Genomic DNA, 21,327 nt, shown 5'->3' on the forward strand with positions numbered 1-21,327 from the left:
CTAATCTCGCGCCCCATTCCCATCCATGAAACGTCACAGTGAGTGACGGTGCCCAGTGAATCAGGACGATGAACGACTACTCCATCAAACTCGCCAACTACTGGCGTAACTCCCTCGCAGATGCTGAAAACGGCAATGGAAGCCTGTCTGTGCTTCAAGCCGCCAAACTGACAGTCGTGCCCCGGGACTCGTTACTCGCCGGCTGTGTGCCGGCAGAGCAGACTGACGTGCTGTTTGCAGACGAACCTGCCAGAGCATCCTCTGTGGAAGTGACTCTGCGTCCCTTCGTTTACAAGTCGAGGCTGGAGCATCGCAAGACGCGCAACGGCCTACCGGTGTTCGTTACCCCGGTCATTTGTCGAGTGCTCGTCACCCGGGATGGTCGTATCTATCCCACAGCGAACACGTTGATTCCCCGTGACATTCTCGAGCCGCTGGATCGCGACAACTTTGCAATCGGGGCACAGACGGAACTGGACGGTTTTCTATCCAGAGAGAAAGTTCCGCATATCGATCCTCCAGCGCAGGGAGAAGAGTTCGCCTCGGCGCCATATCTTGAACGATGGAATAGCTATCTGCAGTTTTGCGAAAACATGGTCGATCAGATCTGCAATGGCTGGGACGGGACGGAAGACGGCTTTGATCTGACCAACTTCGGCTATTTGTTCAAGGAAACCAAAGCTGACGGGTTCAGCCGTCATATCGTCGCGCTTTACGATTACCTGCGCGACAGCAAGCCCAAAACGCCGTTGTTTGAACGTTTCGCTCAGAGAGAGCCCAGTCCGGACCAGGACTGCCTGCCTGCCAATAGCCAGTTTTCCGCACGGCTGGGGCACTCGGGCGATCAATTTGCCCTGGCGCCTGCTCAGCGCGATGGCCTGGCACATCTGCTGGTTGCCGAGCCAGGTGATGTATTGGCAATCAACGGGCCGCCGGGGACGGGTAAAACTACATTGCTTCTGTCGGTCGTTGCTTCGCTCTGGGCCAAGGCAGCCCTGGAGGGAGGCGAACCACCGGTAATCGTCGCAAGCTCTACCAACAACCAGGCTGTGACGAACATCATCAATGCATTCGGCAAGGATTTTGCCCACGGAAGTGGTCCATTTGCAGGGCGTTGGCTTCCAGACATAAAAAGCTTTGGCGCCTATTTTCCCAAGGTTTCGGCCGAAGCGGAAATGGCCCGCACCTACCAGACCAAAAGCTTCTATACCGAACTTGAATCGCAGGATTACCTGCAAAAGGCCCGACAGACCTACATGGCCAAGGCTGCGATTGCCTTTGCAGATGAGCCGGAGCCAGACCTGCAACGCGTCGTCGACCGGCTCCAGGATGCGATCCGGGTACGCCAGCAACATCTCTCCGACGTCGAGCAGGCATGGGGCAGGCTGGTCACCGTTCGTGAGGCAGTTCGGGCGCAGCTCGGTGATAGCCCCCAGTCAGCAGTCGAGCGAATCCAGGCACAGCATCTGGAGCGGACGCAACAAGCAGCAACAGCACAAGGCTGGCTGAAAACGTTCAAACGGTACCTGGCTCATGAACCGTTGATCTACACGCTGTTTGGCTGGATCGGGCCGATCGCCAGCAAACGTCTGCGGCTGGCGAAACTACAGCTCGAGGATGCCTGCATCGAAGTAGAAAGTGCACGTACTGTCAGCGAAATCGAATCTCGTCTGGCGAGCTCCGTGACTGACGCCGAGCAGGCCTGCGCTACGATCATGGCGCGGCTGCATGAAGTGCAGAAATTGCTGGCGAGCGAGCAACGCGAGGTCATGAACTGGCAAGCCGTGATCGGTGTTTTACCCGTGCCGGACGACAAACCTGCTGGCGAAGTAACTCTGGACGATTGCGATAATTGGGCTGACACCTCGCTACGCTTCGAAATCTTTCTGCTGACGACCCACTATTGGGAGGGCCGCTGGCTGTTGGAAGTTACGCGAACGTTGCCGGACATTTTGAAAAGTCGCACAAAGACAGGGCGCAAGACCCTTGAGAAAAACTGGCGCCGATGGATGAAGCTTACGCCCTGTGTCGTGGCCACTTTCTTCAGGCTACCCACAGAAATGTCCTGCTCGCGACATGATGGCAATGGGTACGTCGACGATTACGCACTCAATTTCATTGATCTGCTGATTGTCGATGAGGCCGGCCAGGTGCTGCCTGAAGTCGCTGCGCCCTCATTTGCACTGGCCAAACGAGCCCTCGTGATTGGCGACACCCGGCAGATTGAACCGATCTGGTCGATTCCGGCGGCCGTCGATATCGGAAACCTGCTGAGTGCCGGTTTGCTCGCTCGGGATCAAGTCGATGACGACTATGCTGATTTTTGCGAGGGCGGTCGTAGTGCGGCCAATGGCAGCGTCATGGCGGTCGCTCAGTCGACCAGCCGTTATCACTACGACCGAGAACTTGACCGGGGTATCTACCTATACGAACACCGACGCTGTTACGACTCGATCATCGATTACTGCAATGCCCTTTGTTACAAGGGCAAGCTGCAACCAAGACGAGGACCAAAACCGCACGGTGGCTTGCCGGGGCTGGGCTATCTGCATATTGACGGTTTGTGTCAGCAGCATAATGGTGGCAGTCGTCGCAACCTGCTGGAGGCGCAGACGATCGCGAAATGGATTCAGGCCAACGCTACTGAGCTGACAACCCGCTACAACAAACCGTTGTGGGAAATACTCGGGGTGATCACGCCTTTCGGAGCTCAAACCCAGGCAATTGTCCAGGCTTGCGCCGCGCTAGGCATAAGAACCGGAAAAGGCGAGGGCGAGTTGACCGTTGGCACGGTGCACTCGTTTCAAGGCGCGGAACGTGCAGTGGTCATTTTTTCCGCTGTTTATTCAAAACATGCTGATGGGGAATTTATCGACCGCAGGGACAGCATGCTCAATGTTGCGGTTTCCCGTGCCAAGGACAGTTTCCTGGTGTTTGGCGACATGGACCTGTTCAGCCAGGTTCCGATCAGCAAGCCACGCGGGCGACTGGCCCGGTTTCTGCTGGCGGATCCGGCGAACGAGCTTTCGTTCGTTTACCAGCCCCGTGAAGATCTGCAGACCATGCGAACCGGTTTGAGCCACCTGCATGAAGTGGATGAGCACGATCGATTTCTGATGCAAACACTGGGAACGGCGCGTCAACAGGTGCAAATTGTGACGCCCTGGGTGAAGTTACGCTGGATGCAGGAAAGCGGTGCACTGGACTTGATGGGCAGCACCGTGGAGCGGGGGGTCCAGGTCGTGGTTTACACCGACCTGCGATTCAATACCGATATCAGACACGCCACGGATCCGGGTGACTCGACCAAGATCGCGCAATTCAAGGAGGCGATCAGTACGCTGCAAGCCCGGGATATTCAGGTGCGGCTGGTTAACAAGGTGCACAGCAAAATCGTGATGGCTGACGAAGAACTGCTCTGCGTCGGCTCGTTCAACTGGTTGAGCGCGCAGCGCTATGGCGATTATGTGCACCATGAAACATCCATGGTTTATCGAGGCCCGGACGTGAGTGGCGAGCTGACGATCAATCGAGCGAGTCTGGCGCGACGAACGACTTCTGTCGAACTGTAGATTCTGCGGAGCGAGCTGCCTCAATCCATCAAAGGCAATTGGACCCTCGCCACCAGCCCCGAGCCCTTGCGATTGCTCAAGGTCAGTTCGCCGCCCTGTTCACGCACGATCGCCCGGGCCGCCGAGAGGCCAAGCCCGACGCCGCCGGTTTCGCGGTTGCGCGAGGTTTCGAGGCGGAAGAACGGGTCGAACACCCGTTGCAGCGCGTCTTCGGGAATACCCGGGCCTTCGTCGCAGACTTCGATGCAGATCGAGTGCGCGTTGCGGCTGAGTGCGATGCGCGGGCGTTCGCCGTATTTCACGGCGTTTTCCAGCAGGTTGACGATCACCCGCTTGAGGCTCAGCGGTCGGCCGTCGTAGACCAGGTGGGCCGGGCCGTTGAAGTCGATGAGGATGTGCTGGTCACGGTAGTCGTCGAGGATGGTTTGCAGCAGTTCCGACAGATCGAACGCCGTGGGTTGCTCGAGCTGTGTACCTTCGCGGAAAAACGCCAGGGCGGCGTTGATCATCGATTGCATTTCTTCGATGTCGCGAATCAGTTTCTGCTGATGATCCAGGTCTTCCATGAACTCGCTGCGCAGGCGCATCCGGGTCAGAGGCGCGCGCAAATCATGGGAGATGGACGCGAGCATATGCGTGCGCTCACCGATGAAATGCTGGATCTGCGCCTGCATCGCGTTGAAGGCGATGATGGCCTGGCGGATTTCATGGGGCCCTTCGATCTCGATGGGCGGTGCGTTCAGGTCGACGCCAAAACGCCTGGCGGCCCCGGCAAAGCGTTGCAGCGGATTGGCCAGTTGGCGGGTGGCGATCCAGGCAACCAGCAACGTGGCGATCAGGCCGAGAGAGGCAATCACCGCGATCCGGGCGTTCAGGGTCAGGCCCCAGCTACGCTCCGGCGGCGTGAAGGACAGCCAACTGCCATCGGTCAAAGGGATGAGGGCGACATAGTGAGCCTGCGCACTGCCGGCCGGCCAGTCGTCAGGATTGAACACTTCGACTTCCCGATGACTGCCCAGCAATTGCTCCAGCGCCGGAATTTTCGAGGTCTCGACCGCGGCGCCGTCCCCGGGGAAATTGAATGAGGCGCGCTGTGCATTCCACACCACTTCAAGCGTCGGGGTGCTGGCGGCGCTCGCCAGCTGCGGGCGCAATGGGGCGGGCGCCGCTTCGATCACTCGTGTGGTCGCCGCAATTCGTTCCAAAAGGCCGGTGCGTTCGATGGGCGGACGGGCCCAGATGCCCGCCACCTGCACGAACAGGGCATTGAGCAGCAGTGAGGCGAGCATCGCCGCGACAATCGTCAAGGCGATCCGCCGACTGAGGGTGTCGCGACGCAAGAGTCGACCGATCATGAGCGGCTGACCTTGGCGGTGAACATGTAGCCGCCGTTGCGCACGGTGCGGATCAGGTCCGGACGCTTGCTGTCCGGTTCGATCTTGCGCCGCAAGCGGCTGACCTGCACGTCGATGCTGCGATCAAAGGCGTCGTGGCCCTGGCCGTGGGTCAGGTCGATCAGTTGTTCGCGGGTCAGGATGCGTTGCGGATGTTCGAGAAAGACCAGCAGCAGATCAAATTCCCCGCCGGACATCGGAATCATCACGCCCTCGGGTGAGCGCAGCTCACGGCAGGTAATGTCCAGGTGCCAACCGGCGAAGGTCATGACCGGGCGTGCGGGCTCGCTGGTGCGGTGGCCGTGTTCGCCGGCGCGGCGTTGCAGTGCGCGCACCCGGGCCAGCAATTCCTGAGGCGCGAAGGGCTTGGTCAGGTAATCGTCGGCCCCCAGTTCCAGACCGACAATCCGGTCACTCAGCTCGGCCATCGCCGTCAGCATGATGATCGGGATCCCCATCTGCGCGCGGATTTTCTGGCACAGGCTCAAACCGCCTTCACCCGGCAGCATCAGGTCGAGAATGATCGTGTCCGGCCGCGCCCGGTCAATGGCCGCCCACATGGCCTGGCCATCCGTTACCACTTCGACTTCGTAGGCGTGCTGAACGAAGAATTTCTTCAGCAGGGACAGAATTTCCACGTCGTCATCGACGATCAGCAGTCTGCTCACGTTTGCAGGATCCATGAATCAAAAGAGGGCATCTAAAACCATTTCGAAGGCGGGGTCATTTATTTCAATCCAGCAACATTCCTTCCGGACGGACATCAGCCGGACATCCTCGGGCAAAAAACCTCGGGCACTCTGCCGGCATTCCATCCAAGGGGGTTCATATGAAGGATATGAAAAGCGCTTATTCCACTCAGGGGCATGGTGCCGTGCGCCCACTGATTCTGACCCAGCGCACCACTAGCAGCGTTTTCAACGCGCCGATCTTTTTCCAGGAAACCTGCCTGGGAATCGCTCCGGACCAGAGCCAACTCGTCATGCGCCGCTACTTCGAGCGCTTCAGTCCGGCCGACAGTCATTGGGTGGAATACATCCACTCCATCCCCACGACCGAATTCATCCACTGGATCATGACCCACGGCCAGTTGCGCATCGAGTGTTCTGAAAACACGCCGTTCGGCCAGATTCAGACCGCAGGGGAAGCGCATTGATGAGAAACCGTCATTCGCTGGTGCTGTTGTTGGCTGCCACATTGGGCCTGTCGGCCTGCAGCAGCAAAAAAGTCGAACCGGACATGTATTCCGGGTTTCTCAACGACTACAGCATGTTGAAGGAGCAGCAGACGCCGTCGGGGCAGACGGTTCTGAGCTGGGTCAGCCCGGCGTTGGCGACTGGGCGTTACACCCGGGTTTATCTGGCGCCGAGCCAGTTTTATCCGCAGGTTCAGCCCACGGGGCGAATTCCGCAGACCACGTTGTCCGGTGTGACCCACTACTACGACGCAGCCCTCAGGCAGGAACTGGGCAAAACGTTGCCACTGGCATCCGCGCCCGGCCCGAACACACTGGTTGTGCGACCCGCGATCACGCAAGTCGCCACCAGCACTCAGGGTCTGCGGTACTACGAATGGCTGCCGATCACGCTGGTCGCGGCCGGCGTGAGCACCGCTGCCGGGATTCGTGATCAGGACAGTGAAATCGCCACGGAAGTGTCGATCGAGGACGGATCCACCGGCGAGGTGGTGGCGAAAGTCGTGCGCAAGGGCACGGGCGTGCCATTGGAAAACGACAAACAAGTGATGACCGCCGAGAACGTCAAAGGCGTGCTCGACGGTTGGGCCAGCGATCTGAGCCAGACCTGTGTCACCGCGCGCAAGGTGACCGCGCGGTGACAACCGCTACGTCACAGCGCCGCTTTTACCTGTAGGCCCACCACCAGTGCATTGTCGATGTCCTGACCGGAGAACGCGCCCGGCTCGATGATGTACTGCAGGTTCGGGCGTAGGGTCAGCCACGGGGTGGCTTGATAGCCGTATCCGAGCTCGATCAGTTGTTCAGCGCCGTCGATATTAGAGAGCGGCGTGCCGTTGGCCAGTGCGGCGTCTTGTTGCACGTCGCGGCTGCGCGGGTTTTGCACGGCCCGACCGTAGCCCAGGGCGACGGTGTCGCGCGGGCGGCCTTCGAACGGTTTGTACAGGACCACGCCGGCGCCATACCACTTGCTGAACGGCGAAGCCGCTTCGCTGGCCGCCGAGTATTGACCGAAGGTGTGCAGGCTGCGGCCTTCGGACGTTGGCGAACTCCACACGGCCTGATCGATCAGCAGGTAATGGCCGCCGCGACCGGACACTTCCTTGTCGCTGCCGATGCGTTTCACGTCGGAGCTGTCGTAGTAATAACCGAGCTTGTACTCGCCAGGCAGGGTGCCCGCATGTTTGTAGACCAGTTCGACAGGCACCACGGTGCCGGTGGTGTGTTTCGGTCCCAGGTGCCAGGCGCGGCTGGAGTTGCCGTTGCTTTCGGGATCGACGTTGAACGCGGCCACGCGCAGTTGCCATTCCGGCGACAGGTCGTATTTCACCCGCACGCCCAGGTGCGCGTTGGGGTAGTTGGTCCAGCCGCTGCCGCCGGACATGTTCAGCGGATGACCGCAGAAACCGGCGTTCATGAAGTTGCAGAGAATGCCGCTGTCGAGGCCGCCGAGGTCGTTGCCCATGGCCATGTAGCCGAGTTTGACGTTTAGTGCCGGCGTGAACAGGGTGCGCTCATAACTCAGTTCGGTCAGGCGGGTGTAGAGGCCGCCGTAGTTTTCCTGGATCGGCAGACGGTTGCCGACCAGATCTTCCGAGGCGCTGTTGCCGCGCCGGTCGTTGATGGTCAGCTGGACCTTGCCGGCGTTGTCGACGCCATAGATTTTGCTCAGATCAAATTGCGCGCCGAGCTTGATGTTCTGTGAGTAACGGGCGGAGCGATGCAAACCGCCATCGGCGTTGTAGGCGGTTTCGCCGGTGTAGTCGCCGGTGAACTTGACGCCGTCTTCGTCGAGCTGGTGGCGCAGGCCGCCCCAGTCGCCGGTCAGGGTGTTGCGGGTGAACACGTTCGAATCGGTGTCAGCGAAAGCGGGCAGGGCGGTGCTGCAGGCAAGAGCGAGCAGTACGCCAGTGTGGGAAAAACGAACAACGAATGACATTGCTGAAATCCAGAGCCAGGAACATGAAACGGCGCGACACCCGAAGGTGCCGCGCGCAGTGAAATGAAGGAGGGCGCAGCGGTTTACGGCAGGGCGTACGCCATGACGTAGTCACCACGATCAGTCGACTGACGGGCGCCGCCAGCGGTGATGACCACGTACTGCTTGCCGGTTTTCGGCGAAACGTAAGTCATCGGGCCGCCCTGGCTGCCGACCGGCAGGCGGGCTTTCCAGATTTCTTCACCGTTGCCGCTGTTGTAGGCGCGCAGGTAGAAGTCCTGGGTGCCGGCGATGAAGATCAGGCCACCTTGGGTCGACAGGGTGCCGCCGAGGGTCGGCAGACCGATCTTGATCGGCAGGTGCATGCGGATGCCCAGTGGACCGGTGTCTTCAACAGTGCCGACCGGAACCTGCCAGGCGACTTTCTGGGTCTTCATGTCGATCGCGGTCAGGGTGCCGAACGGCGGTGCCTGGCACGGAATGCCGGCCACCGACAGGAAGCGGTTCTTGTTCACCGCGTATGGCGTGCCTTTCAGCGGAACGGCGCCCATGCCGGTGTTCAGCGCTTCGCCACCGGAGGTTGCCTGACCTTTGTTCTGCGACGGAATCATCTGAATCCACAGACCCAGACGCATGTCGTTGACGAAGATGAAACCGTGCACCGGGTCAGTGGAGATGCTGCCCCAGTTCATGCCGCCCAGCGAACCCGGGAAGCTCAGGGACTTGTCGGTGCCCGGCGCGGTGTACAGGCCTTCGTAACGCATCGACTTGAAATCGATCCGGCACAGCAGCTGGTCGTACGGGGTGGCGCCCCACATGTCCGACTCGGTCAGGTGCTGGGCACCGATCTGCGGCATGCCCACGGATTTCGGCTGGGTTGGCGAGTACGGTTCGTTCGGAATGTTCGAAGCCTTGACCGGTACTTCTTTGACTTCGGTCAGTGGCTTGCCGGTGGCACGATCCAGCACGTAGATCTGCCCGGCCTTGGTGCCGATCACCAGCGCAGGTACGGTTTTGCCGTCCTTGGTGAAGTCGATCAGGCTCGGCTGCATCGGCAGGTCGAAGTCCCAGAGATCGTTGTGTACGGTCTGGTAGACCCACTTTTCTTCGCCGCTGTTGGCGTCCAGCGCCAGGATCGAAGCGCCGTAGGTGTGGTCGAGTTTGTTGCGTTCAACACCGTAGATGTCGGTCGACGAACTGCCCATTGGCAAGAACACGGTGTTGGTTGCCGGGTCGTAAGACATCGGCGCCCAGCTGTTCGGCGTGCTGCGAACATAGGTCTTGCCATCGGCCGGGGCCTTTTTATCCTGCGGGTTGCCCGGGTCGAAAGCCCAGCGCATTGCACCGGTCATCACGTCGAAACCACGGATCACGCCGCCCGGCATGTCGGTCTGCACGTTGTCTGCCACGCGACCGCCAACGACCACGGTGGTGCCGGCCATCAGAGGGGCGGAGGACAGTTGATAGTAGCTGTCCGGGACATCACCCAGACCGGCCTTCAGATCAACCTGGCCGTTGTTGCCGAAGCCCTGGCAGAACTCGCCGGTGTCGGCATCGACCGCGATCAGGCGGGCGTCGATGGTGTTGGTCAGCAGACGGCGGGTGCAGTTGGCGGCAGGAGCGGCCGGGGCTTCGGTGACTGGCGAGCTGGCCGGTTTGGCAACGGCTGCGCTGGCATCGAAGTAGGCCATGCCACGGCAACGCTGCCAGACTTTGGACTTGGCGTTGATCGCGTTTTTCCAGAGTTCCTTACCGGTGTCGGCATCCAGCGCAATCAGGTTGTTGTGCGGGGTGCAGATGAACACCTTGTTGCCGATCTGCAATGGGGTCAGCTGGTCTTCGGCGCCATTGCCATCGCTCTCGGCGATGTCGCCGGTGTGATAGGTCCACGCGACTTTCAGTTTGTCGACGTTGCTGCGGTTGATCTGGTCCAGCGCGGCGAAGCGGCTGCCACCTTCGGTATTGCCGTAGTGCGCCCAGTCTTTCTGCGCCTTTTCCGGCTCGACCGGGGTCAGGCCCGGGCCGGTGCCGGTAGGGGCGACGGTCGGGTGCGCGACGAACATATTGCCGGCAGCCACGGCCAGGCCAACTGCCAGGACAGCGGCAACGCCGTAAGCACCGCGACCCGCAACGCCGCCATTGGCGCGTTTCAGCATCGGGTAGACCAACGCAACTGCCAGACCCACGGCGCTGAACATGAACAGGCGCGAGAACACCGGCCAGAACACCAGGCCTGCGTCGCTCACTGCCCAGATCGCAGTCCCGACCAGAAACGCTGCGAACAGCCAGGCGCCGGCAGGCTTGCGGCGAGCGATCAGCAGACCGGACAGGGCCATGACCAGACCACCCACCAGGAAGTACCAGGAGCCTCCCAGGCTGACCAATTTCACACCGCCAGCCGCCAGTGCCAGGCCGAGCAGGGCGATGATCACCCCGAGCCCGACCAGAATGAATGTTGATATGCCCGAGAGGCGTTGACTCTGCTTCACGTTGAATGTCCCGTTGAAATGAGGCGGGCAGTATATCGTTAGGTAACTACCTAGTTAAATCACTAATTCAGAATGAAAGGGGTTTTTGCGCTCAATGGTGCGACTAATCGACGCTGGCCTTGTCCTCGCGGGTCCTCATGGACAATAGGAACGGTGGAAAAATCTTTTATTTGCCAGCAGATATGGAAGTTATGACAGGTTGATCAAGGCTGATGGTTTCCGCCGAACAGGATCGGCGGAAACGGTATTTGCTGCGGGCGAGAGTAGGGCCTAGCTAACCATCACACTCATTCAGTGCCTGCTCAAGCGTGCTGACCGTACGCTCGATGTTATGCAGCTTTTCCAGTCCGAACAGGCCGATACGGAAGGTCTGGAAGTCGGCCGGTTCGTCGCATTGCAGCGGCACCCCGGCGGCGATCTGCAGGCCGTGGCTGGCAAACTTCTTGCCGTTTTTGATATCGGCATCTTCGGTGTAGCTCACCACGACGCCCGGGGCCTGAAAGCCGGCGGCGGCCACGCTTTTGAAGCCTTTGCCGGTCAACATTGCGCGCACCCGGTCACCGAGAACCTGTTGTTCGCCGCGGACCTTTTCGAAACCGTAGGCTTGCGTCTCGTTCATTACGTCGTTGAACCGCGCGAGGGAATCACTGGGCATGGTCGCGTGGTAGGCATGTCCGCCCTGTTCGTAGGCCTGCATGATCTGCAGCCACTTCTTCAAGTCGCAGGCGAAGCTGCTGCTTTGCGTGTGCTCGATGCGCTCGAGGGCCAGGGAGCTGAACATCACCAGGGCACAGCAAGGCGAGGCGCTCCAGCCTTTCTGCGGTGCGCTGATCAGCAGGTCGACGGCACATTTGTGCATATCAACCCAAAGCGTGCCGGAAGCGATGCAGTCCAGCACGAACAGCCCACCCACCGCATGCACGGCGTCGCCGACGGCCCGCAGGTACTCGTCGGGCAGGATAATCCCTGAGGAGGTTTCAACGTGGGGCGCAAAGACAATCTGCGGCTTGTGCGTGTGAATGGCTGCCAGGACTTCGTCCAGAGGGGCCGGGGCATAAGCGGCCTGGCGACCCGTTTCGACCGGTCGGGCTTTCAGCACCGTAGTAGCCGCCGGGATGTTGCCCGTCTCAAGGATCTGGCTCCAGCGATAACTGAACCAGCCGTTGCGTATCACCAGGCATTGCTGGCCGGTGGCGAACTGTCGCGCCACCGCTTCCATGCCGAAAGTGCCGCTGCCCGGAACCACCGCAACCGCCTCGGCGTTGTAGACCTGTTTCAGGGTCCTGGAAATGTTCTTCATGACGCCTTGAAATGACTGCGACATGTGGTTGAGCGAGCGGTCGGTGTAGACCACGGAGTACTCGACCAACCCCTCAGGATCGATACTCGGGTATAGCTTTGACATGGGGTGACTCCTTCTGTGATTCCCTGGCAGTCAAAAGGTCTGGCGAACATCATCGGGAAGCAAGTTTAGGCAAAGGGCAGGGATGAGCTGAGTGAAATGCAGAAATGAGGATAGAGTGGTCATCAATGCCTCAATCGTTGTGTGAAAAATGAATCGTCCGCTGTTTGTTTCTCTGGATGGGCCAAAAGGAACCGGCAAAACCACATTACTGGAAGCGGTGACGGCAGTACTGAGGGCCGACAACAAGAAAGTCATCCGGCTTTGCGAGAGAAAAAGCGATCCGCACCGGGGTGCCACCATGGCCCTCGTCAATGAACTCGCCAGAAATCACTCCCGGGATCTGGAGTGGGCGGTGTGTCAGCGCTTTGCTGATAGCCGGAGCTGGATCTCCCGGCACGTGCTGACGGAACAACCGCCGGGCAGCATTATCCTGATCGATCGCTGGTATCCGTCGGACGCCGCGTTTCGCCATACCGTCCCGTTTGCGGAGATTCTCCGGTTGAATATCGAGCGAAACGTGCAGGTGCCTGACCTGCATGTCGGCGTCGTCACCGCGCCGGATATTTCATGGGCCAGGGCAAAGGCACGATCCAGAGGACTGGGCGGTACTGTGATCCAGAGGCACGCTGAACATGTCGCGTGTACGGAGATGTTCGAGCAAGCGGCTGCCGATCACGGCTGGGTTTTGTGCCGTAATGAAGGCACGATCGAAGACGCCACTATGCAGGTGGTTTCCGAGATCCATAAATTGTTTGGCTGATCAAGAAAGACGCCGAACAGCCAGCACCCCATTCAAAAACATTTGTTCAAGCGTCCGCGCCGAATCCGCATGGGCCGCACGCCCGCGCAGTTCGGCATCCACCAGCCCGTAGACCAGCGATATGAACAACTCGGTGAAGATCGCCGCAGTGATATCGATGCGAAACAATCCTGCCTGTTGGCCTCGCAAAAAGAACCTGTCCAGCGCCTCCAGATAAAACAGCCAGCGCCTGCCCCCCTGTTCCAGGTCGAGGAAGTCAGGGCGGTATTGCGCCATCAGAAAGGCCAGCAGCTCGCGGTGGGCGAGGTGTTCGCGAATCAATCGGCGCAGCGCCTCCAGCGGTTCCAGATGCTGCAGGCCGGCGTTGTCGATGATCAGCTTCAGCGTGCCCTCGGCGTGCTCTTCCAGTTTGGCCGTCAGGTTTTCCCGTGTTCCGCAGTAGCGGTGCAGGGTGGCCTTGCTCACGCCTGCCTGTTGCGCCAGTTCCTTCATCGTCGCCCGCGGCCGGTTGGCCACGGCCAGGGTCAGCGACTTGAGCAGCTGTTCATCATGGGAAATCGAGTTCATCAGAGGCCTTGAGCGGTGTTCATATAAGATTCAAAAAATACTCACATGAGACATTATTGACTCATTAGGATTTGAAAAGTAGCATTCGCGCCAAATTCGATCAAGCCTTGGGTGAGTTATGGGCAATTTGCGTGCGGTAGGAATGGCGGGGTCGCTGGCAGTCGCCATTGCATTGGCCGGGTGTGGACCGGCAAGTGAACAGGCGGCGGTGGCGGAAGTGGCGCGCCCGGTAGAAGTGGTGGCAGTGAAGACCGAGCCTTTGGCGCTGACGTCGGAGCTGCCGGGCAGGGTGGAACCGATGCGCATCGCGGAAGTACGCGCTCGGGTGCCGGGCATCGTAATGCAGAAGCGTTTTGAAGAAGGCGCGGATGTGAAGGCCGGGGATCTGTTGTTCCAGATCGATCCGGCACCGCTCAAAGCCGCGTTGTCGCGAGCTGAAGGTGAACTGGCTCGCGCCCAGTCCGTTGCGCTTGAGGCGCAGGCCCGGGTCAAACGTTATGAACCGTTGGTGAAGATCGAAGCGGTCAGCCAGCAGGATTTCGACAGCGCCATGGCGGATCTGCGCAGCGCTCAGGCAGCTACGCGTTCGGCCCAGGCCGATCTGCAAAGTGCCCGGCTGAACCTCGGTTATGCCTCGGTGACGGCACCGATTTCCGGCCGCGTCGGCCGTGCGCTGGTCACCGAAGGCGCCTTGGTCGGGCAGGGGGACGCGACGTTGATGGCGCGGATTCAGCAACTGGATCCGGTCTACGTCGACTTCACCCAATCGGCTGCCGACGCGCTGCGTCTGCGCGAATCGCTCAAGGACGGAAAGCTCTCCGCCGACGACAACAAGGCGCTGTCGATTCGTGTCGATGGCACTAACTACGAGCGTCAGGGTGCGCTGATGTTTACCGATGTCGCGGTGGATCGCGGCACCGGGCAGGTGTCGTTGCGCGGCAAATTCGCCAATACCGACGGCGTGCTGTTGCCGGGCATGTATGTCCGCGTGCGCACGCCACAGGGCACCGACAGCCAGGCCATTCTCGTGCCGCAACGCTCGGTGCAACGGGGCAGCGATGGTTCTGCACAGGTAATGGTGGTCGGCGCGGACGAGCGGGTCGAAGCGCGCAGTGTGGTCACCGGCGCCATGCAGGGTTCGCGCTGGCAGATCAGTGAAGGCCTGAAAGCGGGCGATCAAGTGATCGTCGGTGGTCTTGCCGGACTGCAACCGGGGGCCAAGGTCGTACCGGGTCAGTCTCAGGCCGTGGCTCAGTCGTCCGAGTCGAAACAATAAGGGCGCCGTCGCCGCGAGGATTTCCCGATGTCCAAGTTTTTCATCAAACGCCCGAACTTTGCCTGGGTGGTGGCGCTGTTCATCTCTCTGGCCGGCCTGCTGGTCATCCCGATGCTGCCGGTGGCGCAGTATCCCGACGTTGCGCCGCCGCAGATCAAAGTGACGGCAACCTATCCCGGTGCCTCGGCGAAAGTGCTGGTGGACTCGGTCACCAGCGTGATCGAAGAGTCGCTCAACGGTGCCAAGAACCTGCTGTATTTCGAGTCGACCAACAACTCCAACGGTATCGCCGAAATTGCGGTGACATTCCAGCCGGGCACTGATCCGCAGCTCGCTCAGGTCGACGTGCAAAACCGCCTGAAAAAGGCTGAGTCGCGCATGCCGCAAGCCGTGCTGACCCAGGGTCTGGAAGTGGAGCAGGCGAGCGCCGGTTTCCTGCTGATCTATGCGCTCAACTATAAGGAAGGCTCCCAACACACCGACACGACCGCGCTGGGCGACTACGCCGCGCGCAACATCAACAACGAACTGCGCCGGGTGCCGGGCGTCGGCAAGCTGCAATTCTTCTCATCCGAAGCTGCGATGCGCATCTGGCTCGACCCGCAGAAACTGGTGGGTTACGGCCTGTCCATCGACGACGTGAGCACCGCGATTCGCGGGCAGAACGTGCAGGTGCCGGCCGGCAGCTTCGGCAGCACGCCGAGCAGCAGCCAGCAGGAACTGACCGCGACCCTGGCGGTGAAAGGCACGCTGGATAATCCGCAAGAGTTCGCACGTATTGTCCTGCGTGCCAACGAGGACGGCTCGACGGTCAAGCTGGGCGACGTCGCCCGCGTGGAGGTCGGCCAGGAAAGCTACAACTTCAACTCGCGCCTGAACGGCAAACCGGCCGTGGCCGCAGCAATCCAGTTGTCCCCCGGCGCCAACGCAATCCAGACCGCAACCGCCGTCAAGGAACGCCTGGCCGAACTGTCGGCGTACTTCCCGGACGACGTGGAATACTCCGTTCCCTACGACACCTCGCGTTTCGTCGACGTCGCCATCGAGAAGGTGATTCACACCCTGATCGAGGCGATGGTGCTGGTATTCCTGGTGATGTTCCTGTTCCTGCAGAACATCCGCTACACGCTGATTCCGTCGATCGTGGTGCCGGTGTGCCTGCTCGGCACGCTGGTGATGATGTACCTGCTGGGCTTCTCGGTGAACATGATGACCATGTTCGGCATGGTCCTCGCCATCGGCATTCTGGTGGACGACGCCATCGTGGTGGTGGAGAACGTCGAACGGATCATGGCCGAAGAAGGGTTGTCGCCGGTCGATGCCACGATCAAGGCCATGGGGCAGGTATCCGGTGCGATCATCGGTATCACCCTGGTGCTCTCGGCAGTGTTCATGCCGCTGGCGTTCATGTCCGGTTCGGTGGGGGTGATCTATCAGCAGTTCTCGGTGTCGCTGGCGGTGTCGATCCTGTTCTCGGGCTTCCTCGCGCTGACGTTCACCCCGGCCCTGTGTGCCACGCTGCTCAAGCCGATTCCGCAAGGGCACCATGAAAAGCGCGGCTTCTTCGGCGCCTTCAACCGTGGCTTCGCACGGCTCACCGAGCGTTACTCTATCCTCAACAACGGACTGGTCGCCCGTGCCGGCCGCATGATGCTGGTGTACGTCGGCATTATCGCGATGCTCGGTTACTTCTACCTGCGTCTGCCGGAATCCTTTGTGCCCGTGGAAGACCAGGGCTACATGATCGTCGATGTCCAGTTGCCGCCGGGCGCAACCCGTACCCGTACCGAAGCGACCGGCGAACAGCTTGAGCGCTATCTCGCCTCCCGTGACGCGGTGCAGTCGATGTTCCTGGTCTCGGGTTTCAGCTTCTCCGGGATGGGCGATAACGCGGCGCTGGCATTCCCGGTGTTCAAGGACTGGTCGCTGCGCGGCGAAGATCAATCGGCGATGGCCGAGGTCATGGCGCTGAACGAACAATTTGCCGTGACCAACGACGGTGCCGTGATGGCGGTGCCGCCGCCACCGATTGATGGCTTGGGTAACTCCGGTGGTTTTGCGTTGCGTCTGCAGGATCGTGCCGGCCTTGGTCGCGAAGCCTTGCTCGCCGCCCGTGACCAGGTGCTCGGTCAGGCCAACGGCAACCCGAAAATCCTCTACGCCATGATGGAAGGTCTGGCCGAATCGCCACAATTGCGAGTGGTGATTGACCGTGACAAGGCGCGCACCCTGGGCGTGAGTTTCGAGTCCATCAGCAGTGCGTTGTCCGCCGCATTCGGCTCCGAAGTGATCAACGACTTCACCAACTCTGGCCGTCAGCAACGTGTAGTGGTGCAGGCCGAGCAGGGCGACCGGATGACCCCGGAAAGCGTGCTCAAACTGTACGTGCACAACAATTCAGGCGATCTGGTGCCGCTCAGTGCCTTCGTCACCACTCATTGGGAGGAAGGCCCGGTGCAAGTGGTGCGTTACAACGGTTACCCATCGATTCGCATCGTCGGTGATGCCGGACCGGGCTACAGCACTGGTGAAGCCATGGCGGAAATGGAGCGAATCGCCGCGCAATTGCCGGCAGGTTTCAGCTACGAGTGGACGGGGCTGTCGTATCAGGAAAAGGTTTCCAGCGGCCAGGCGACGCAACTCTTCGCGCTGGCGATCCTCGTGGTGTTCTTGTTGCTGGTTGCACTGTATGAAAGCTGGGCGATTCCGCTGACGGTGATGCTGATCGTGCCGATCGGTGCCATCGGTGCGGTACTCGCGGTGATGGTCGCCGGTATGCCCAACGACGTGTACTTCAAGGTGGGCCTGATCACCATCATCGGTCTAGCGGCGAAGAACGCGATCCTTATCGTCGAGTTCGCCAAGGAGCTGTGGGAGAAGGGCTACAGCCTGCGTGACGCCGCCATTGAGGCCGCGCGCCTGCGTTTCCGTCCGATCGTCATGACTTCCATGGCCTTCATCCTCGGTGTGGTGCCGCTGGCATTGGCCACCGGGGCAGGGGCGGCGAGTCAGCGTGCAATCGGTACCGGCGTGATCGGCGGGATGCTCAGCGCGACGCTGCTGGGTGTGCTGTTCGTACCGATCTGTTTTGTCTGGGTGCTGTCGCGGTTGCGCAGCAAACCCGCGCCTGTCGAACAACCCGCTTTGGCTCAGGAGTGATTCCATGCGTATTTCGGCATTCTCTACGCTGGTGATCGCCCTGCTGTTGGGCGGTTGCTCGCTGGCACCGACTTATGAACGTCCAGTTGCGCCGGTTGCGGAGCACTGGGCGGGAGAGACGACGAAGCAGGGCAGTCCGATCAATCAACTGGCGTGGCAGACGTTTATCGTCGATCCCGAGTTGCGCCGTTTGGTGGTGATCGCCCTGGACAACAACCGCTCACTGCGCCAGACGCTTCTGGACATCGAGCAGGCTCGGGCGCAATACCGCATCCAGCGGGCCGACCGGGTTCCTGGATTGAGTGCCAACGCCTCCGGCAATCGTCAGCGCTTGCCGGCGGATTTGGCCAGCGACGGTCGGGGAGGCGTTGCCAGCACTTATCAAGTCGGTCTGTCGCTGCCTGAATACGAGCTGGATCTGTTCGGCCGGGTAAAGAGCCTCACTGACTCTGCGTTGCAGGAGTATCTGGCGACCGAAGAGGCGGCCCGCGCCGCGCAGATCGCCCTGATCGCCGAAGTCAGCCAGGCTTATCTGCTTCACGATGGCGCCCAGCGTCGTCTGGATCTGACGCAACAAACCCTGATCAGCCGCGAGTACTCGTTCGCGCTGATCAGCCAGCGCCGCTCGAACGGTACGGCCACAGCGCTGGACTATCAGGAAGCACTGGGGCTGGTAGAGCAATCCCGCGCCGAACAGGAAAGCAATCTGCGGCAGAAACAGCAGGCCTTCAACGCGTTGGTGTTGTTGCTCGGCACCAAGGATGCCGCGAAGTCGATTCCCGAGAGGCTGTCGACGGAGCCGATGCTGGTTCAGGACATTGCGCCTGACACCACTTCCACGTTGATCGAGCGCCGACCGGACATCCTCGCCGCCGAGCACCGACTGCAGGCGCGCAATGCCGACATCGGCGCTGCGCGGGCGGCGTTCTTTCCGCGTATCAGCCTGACCGGCAGCTTCGGCACGTCCAGCGCGCAAATGTCCGGCTTGTTCGACGGAGGCTCGCGGTCCTGGAGTTTTGTGCCGAACCTGTCATTGCCGTTGTTCGATGCAGGGCGCAACAGTGCCGGCCTGAGCCTGGCGGAAGCGCGCAAGGACTCGGCGGTTGCAGCGTATGAGGGCACGATTCAGACGGCGTTTCGCGAGGTCGCCGATGCACTGGCCGCCACCGACACCCTGCGCCGGGAAGAGGCGGCCCGACGCGCATTGGCCAACACCAGCAGCGAAACCCTGAAACTGGCCAAGGCGCGTTACGAAGGTGGCATCGACAGTCACCTGCGCTACCTCGATGCCCAGCGCACCAGTTTCGTCAACGAAACGGCATTTATCGAAGTCAGCACCCAGCGGCAGATTGCCCTGGTCGATCTGTTCCGCTCGCTGGGCGGAGGCTGGTCGCCAGACAAGTCCTGACAACAGCTCCTTTGGGTTGGCACGTCCAGCCATTCAGCCCCGTGAACCGAGAGGTCGCGGGGCTTTTTTTGCCTGGCGGAACGTTATTGAGGACGGGCGGGGTTGGCAGCGCCATGGAGGAACATCTGTTCCACGACATTGGCCGAGTTGGCACTGGCCGCACGCCCACGGCGCTCGGCATCGACCATGGCGAAGATCATGGTCAGGAACAGCTCGGTGAAGACTGCCGCCGTGATATCGATACGGAATGCGCCCAACTGCTGGCCGCGCAGAAAAAAGGCATCAAGGGCATCGAGGTAAAACTGCCAGCGTTTGCCTTCATCGGTGTCGGTGAACGTGTCGGGGCGATATTGAAAGAGCAGGAAAACCAGCATTTCACGATGTGCCAGATGCTCATTGACCAAGCCGCGCAGGGCTTGCACCGGATCGCCATTCAACAGGTCAGTCGTGGTGGTGATCTGGTTCAGAACGGTCTCACCGTGGCTTTCCATGATCTGCACCAGATTGTCACGGGTGCCGCAGAAACGGTGCAGCGTCGCCTTGCTGACGCCGGCGGCTTCAGCCAGTTCCTTGAGCGTCGCGCGTGGACGATCAACGATGGCCAGGGCCAGTGCCTTGATGAGTCGTTCGTCTTGGGGAGTCAGGGACATCAGTGGGTCTCGGAGCGAATTTCAGTGCGTGGGATTGTGCAGGAAAAGGCCCGTACCCGACCAGTTGAAATTCCCCCGGAACCCCGGCCAGGCATCGTCCACCGTTGATTGAGTACATCCAATGCGCGCGAGGTCTGCAATAATGACCACCATTGCGGCGCGAGGGCATGTCGAGTGCTCGTGTCGGTATCCGGCATTTTGATTTGGAGGATTCCATGCGTGACATCATTGATGGCTTTCTGCGTTTCCAGCGCGAGGTCTATCCGCAACGTGTCGAGCTTTTCAAGCAGCTCGCAACAGAACAGAACCCCAAGGCGTTGTTCGTCACCTGCTCGGACAGCCGTGTAGTACCTGAACTCCTCACACAGCGCGAACCGGGCGAGCTGTTCGTGATCCGCAACGCCGGCAACATCGTGCCGTCGTACGGCCCTGAACCGGGTGGCGTTTCGGCCACCGTCGAATATGCGGTTGCCGTGCTCGGCGTAAAGGACATCGTGATCTGCGGCCACTCGGATTGCGGGGCGATGGGCGCGATTTCACGCTGCACATGCCTGGATCATCTTCCGGCCGTTGCCAACTGGCTCCGCCACTCGGACGCCGCGAAAGCGATCAACGCCGCGCATGAATTCGATACGCCGCGTGACAAGCTCGACGGCCTCGTGCGTGAAAACGTGATCGCACAACTGGCGAACCTGCGCACTCACCCATCGGTGGCACTGGCGCTCGAGCAGGGGCGTTTGAACCTGCATGGCTGGGTCTACGACATCGAGGCGGGCTGCATCGATGCGCTGGATGGCGCCACTCGCCGCTTCATCAAACTTTCCGACTCACCGACCACCGTTGCCGTCGCTGCGCGCAACGTTGATCAGGTGTAACGCTGAGGGACGAGTCAGGACGGAGATCGCTTCGTCCTGTCGTTCGGACTCGGGACGTTTTTGATTCCGGATATGTTTTTCTTCAATCCGATCGACCTGTTGATCGATCCCGCGCCGAAGTTTTTGCCGTACTGGTTTTGGTGAACGGCTGTAGAAGCAGCCATCGACTGCTTCTACAGCCACCGACCGCTTACGCCACTTCGACGTGATCCAGCGCCTGATTCACCGCCAACCCGGCGACCATCACCACTTGCGCAATCCCCAACGCCGTCTTGCGATGCGAGGGTTCGAGCGTGGACGCAAAGTTATTTAACATCTCGGTGGCCGAACCCAGGGATTCGCTGGCATTGGCCAACAGGGATTCAGTGTTGTACTTGGGATTGGCCCGGAACATCGGCTCGGGATCGATGCAGCACGACATCACCCGGGAAGACGGGGAGAGGTAGTGATCCAGAGCACGCTCGGCGGCGTCGTGGAATTTCTTCGAATCGGGAAATTCGTAAGGGGAGGTTGGGTCGGTTTCGGGTGGGTTGGGTGTTGGTTTGATCATGGATTTATCTCCTGGAAAGCTATCTAGGAGCCATCAACCTTCGCTACCAAACGTTGGGTGGTGGCCATGCTCAGGTTGGTAGACCGGT

General features: G+C 60.4%; 16 protein-coding genes. 8 read left to right on the top strand and 8 right to left on the bottom strand.

The genetic code is table 11. The annotated features are described in order from the left end of the window. Positions 1-68 precede the first annotated feature (68 nt). Positions 69-3,572, top strand: a complete 3,504-nt coding sequence (locus M5B44_RS14890) for an AAA domain-containing protein (protein ID WP_248739662.1) — start codon at positions 69-71, stop codon at positions 3,570-3,572. A gap of 20 nt (positions 3,573-3,592) precedes the next feature. Here M5B44_RS14890 and M5B44_RS14895 read toward each other — a convergent pair whose 3' ends face one another. Further along, entirely contained in the window at positions 3,593-4,927 is a 1,335-nt protein-coding gene (locus tag M5B44_RS14895; RefSeq protein WP_248739663.1) for an ATP-binding protein, read from the bottom strand. Then, a complete protein-coding gene (locus tag M5B44_RS14900; RefSeq protein WP_134826812.1) occupies positions 4,924-5,649 on the bottom strand; it encodes a response regulator in 726 nt (241 codons plus the stop codon). Before M5B44_RS14900 ends, M5B44_RS14895 begins: the two co-directional genes overlap by 4 nt. Before the next feature lie 146 nt (positions 5,650-5,795). On the opposite strand from M5B44_RS14900, the gene M5B44_RS14905 reads away from it, so the two are divergent. Together M5B44_RS14905 and M5B44_RS14910 are read left to right on the top strand one after the other, a co-directional pair. Continuing rightward, positions 5,796-6,122, top strand: a complete 327-nt coding sequence (locus tag M5B44_RS14905; RefSeq protein WP_248739664.1) for a hypothetical protein — start codon at positions 5,796-5,798, stop codon at positions 6,120-6,122. Then, entirely contained in the window at positions 6,122-6,802 is a 681-nt protein-coding gene (locus tag M5B44_RS14910; protein WP_248739665.1) for a DUF3313 domain-containing protein, read from the top strand. The genes M5B44_RS14905 and M5B44_RS14910 overlap by 1 nt, the downstream gene beginning before the upstream one ends. 11 nt (positions 6,803-6,813) lie before the next feature. Here M5B44_RS14910 and M5B44_RS14915 read toward each other — a convergent pair whose 3' ends face one another. From M5B44_RS14915 to M5B44_RS14925, 3 genes are all read right to left on the bottom strand, one after another. Further along, the gene (locus tag M5B44_RS14915; protein WP_248739666.1) at positions 6,814-8,100 is read right to left on the bottom strand and encodes a carbohydrate porin; all 1,287 of its coding nucleotides are present in this window, start codon (positions 8,098-8,100) and stop codon (positions 6,814-6,816) included. An 83-nt stretch (positions 8,101-8,183) separates the two neighbouring features. Next, a complete protein-coding gene (locus M5B44_RS14920) occupies positions 8,184-10,589 on the bottom strand; it encodes a glucose/quinate/shikimate family membrane-bound PQQ-dependent dehydrogenase (protein ID WP_248739667.1) in 2,406 nt (801 codons plus the stop codon). 274 nt (positions 10,590-10,863) lie between these two features. Continuing rightward, complete coding sequence (locus M5B44_RS14925) at positions 10,864-11,994, bottom strand: aminotransferase class V-fold PLP-dependent enzyme (RefSeq protein WP_248739668.1); 1,131 nt, start codon at positions 11,992-11,994, stop codon at positions 10,864-10,866. Between the two features lie 148 nt (positions 11,995-12,142). On the opposite strand from M5B44_RS14925, the gene M5B44_RS14930 reads away from it, so the two are divergent. Then, positions 12,143-12,754, top strand: coding sequence for a dTMP kinase (locus tag M5B44_RS14930; RefSeq protein WP_248739669.1), 612 nt, complete (start codon positions 12,143-12,145; stop codon positions 12,752-12,754). Here M5B44_RS14930 and M5B44_RS14935 read toward each other — a convergent pair whose 3' ends face one another. Next, on the bottom strand, positions 12,755-13,321 hold the full coding sequence (locus tag M5B44_RS14935; protein WP_248739670.1) for a TetR/AcrR family transcriptional regulator: 567 nt from the start codon (positions 13,319-13,321) through the stop codon (positions 12,755-12,757). It lies immediately after the preceding gene. A 118-nt stretch (positions 13,322-13,439) separates the two neighbouring features. Between M5B44_RS14935 and M5B44_RS14940 the strand changes: the two genes are divergently transcribed. The 3 genes from M5B44_RS14940 to M5B44_RS14950 are packed head-to-tail and all read left to right on the top strand — an operon-like array spanning position 13,440 to position 19,164. Continuing rightward, complete coding sequence (locus M5B44_RS14940; protein ID WP_248739671.1) at positions 13,440-14,597, top strand: MexC family multidrug efflux RND transporter periplasmic adaptor subunit; 1,158 nt, start codon at positions 13,440-13,442, stop codon at positions 14,595-14,597. A gap of 27 nt (positions 14,598-14,624) precedes the next feature. Next, positions 14,625-17,756: an efflux RND transporter permease subunit gene (locus M5B44_RS14945; protein WP_248739672.1), complete on the top strand. Its 3,132-nt coding sequence runs from the start codon at positions 14,625-14,627 to the stop codon at positions 17,754-17,756. A 4-nt stretch (positions 17,757-17,760) separates the two neighbouring features. Beyond that, the gene (locus tag M5B44_RS14950; RefSeq protein ID WP_248739673.1) at positions 17,761-19,164 is read left to right on the top strand and encodes an efflux transporter outer membrane subunit; all 1,404 of its coding nucleotides are present in this window, start codon (positions 17,761-17,763) and stop codon (positions 19,162-19,164) included. Between the two features lie 83 nt (positions 19,165-19,247). Here M5B44_RS14950 and M5B44_RS14955 read toward each other — a convergent pair whose 3' ends face one another. Beyond that, positions 19,248-19,814, bottom strand: coding sequence for a TetR/AcrR family transcriptional regulator (locus tag M5B44_RS14955; protein ID WP_192553512.1), 567 nt, complete (start codon positions 19,812-19,814; stop codon positions 19,248-19,250). 215 nt (positions 19,815-20,029) lie between these two features. Here M5B44_RS14955 and M5B44_RS14960 point away from each other — a divergent pair, with 215 nt between their 5' ends. Beyond that, positions 20,030-20,689 carry a carbonic anhydrase gene (locus tag M5B44_RS14960; RefSeq protein WP_085709845.1) on the top strand — a complete coding sequence of 220 codons (660 nt, stop codon included), beginning with the start codon at positions 20,030-20,032 and terminating at the stop codon, positions 20,687-20,689. 190 nt (positions 20,690-20,879) lie between these two features. Here M5B44_RS14960 and M5B44_RS14965 read toward each other — a convergent pair whose 3' ends face one another. Continuing rightward, entirely contained in the window at positions 20,880-21,239 is a 360-nt protein-coding gene (locus M5B44_RS14965) for a DUF6124 family protein (RefSeq protein WP_114882967.1), read from the bottom strand. Positions 21,240-21,327 lie beyond the last annotated feature (88 nt).

Origin of the sequence: Pseudomonas sp. MWU12-2029 (genome assembly GCF_023242425.1) — a bacterium.
In the GTDB taxonomy this organism is placed as follows: Bacteria; Pseudomonadota; Gammaproteobacteria; order Pseudomonadales; family Pseudomonadaceae; genus Aquipseudomonas; species Aquipseudomonas kribbensis.

Coding starts and splice junctions, on each gene's coding strand:
- M5B44_RS14890 (WP_248739662.1), top strand. CDS start 69: ATGAACGACTACTCCATCAAACTCGCCAACTACTGGCGTAACTCCCTC.
- M5B44_RS14895 (WP_248739663.1), bottom strand. CDS start 4,927: ATGATCGGTCGACTCTTGCGTCGCGACACCCTCAGTCGGCGGATCGCC.
- M5B44_RS14900 (WP_134826812.1), bottom strand. CDS start 5,649: ATGGATCCTGCAAACGTGAGCAGACTGCTGATCGTCGATGACGACGTG.
- M5B44_RS14905 (WP_248739664.1), top strand. CDS start 5,796: ATGAAGGATATGAAAAGCGCTTATTCCACTCAGGGGCATGGTGCCGTG.
- M5B44_RS14910 (WP_248739665.1), top strand. CDS start 6,122: ATGAGAAACCGTCATTCGCTGGTGCTGTTGTTGGCTGCCACATTGGGC.
- M5B44_RS14915 (WP_248739666.1), bottom strand. CDS start 8,100: ATGTCATTCGTTGTTCGTTTTTCCCACACTGGCGTACTGCTCGCTCTT.
- M5B44_RS14925 (WP_248739668.1), bottom strand. CDS start 11,994: ATGTCAAAGCTATACCCGAGTATCGATCCTGAGGGGTTGGTCGAGTAC.
- M5B44_RS14930 (WP_248739669.1), top strand. CDS start 12,143: ATGAATCGTCCGCTGTTTGTTTCTCTGGATGGGCCAAAAGGAACCGGC.
- M5B44_RS14935 (WP_248739670.1), bottom strand. CDS start 13,321: ATGAACTCGATTTCCCATGATGAACAGCTGCTCAAGTCGCTGACCCTG.
- M5B44_RS14940 (WP_248739671.1), top strand. CDS start 13,440: ATGGGCAATTTGCGTGCGGTAGGAATGGCGGGGTCGCTGGCAGTCGCC.
- M5B44_RS14945 (WP_248739672.1), top strand. CDS start 14,625: ATGTCCAAGTTTTTCATCAAACGCCCGAACTTTGCCTGGGTGGTGGCG.
- M5B44_RS14950 (WP_248739673.1), top strand. CDS start 17,761: ATGCGTATTTCGGCATTCTCTACGCTGGTGATCGCCCTGCTGTTGGGC.
- M5B44_RS14955 (WP_192553512.1), bottom strand. CDS start 19,814: ATGTCCCTGACTCCCCAAGACGAACGACTCATCAAGGCACTGGCCCTG.
- M5B44_RS14960 (WP_085709845.1), top strand. CDS start 20,030: ATGCGTGACATCATTGATGGCTTTCTGCGTTTCCAGCGCGAGGTCTAT.
- M5B44_RS14965 (WP_114882967.1), bottom strand. CDS start 21,239: ATGATCAAACCAACACCCAACCCACCCGAAACCGACCCAACCTCCCCT.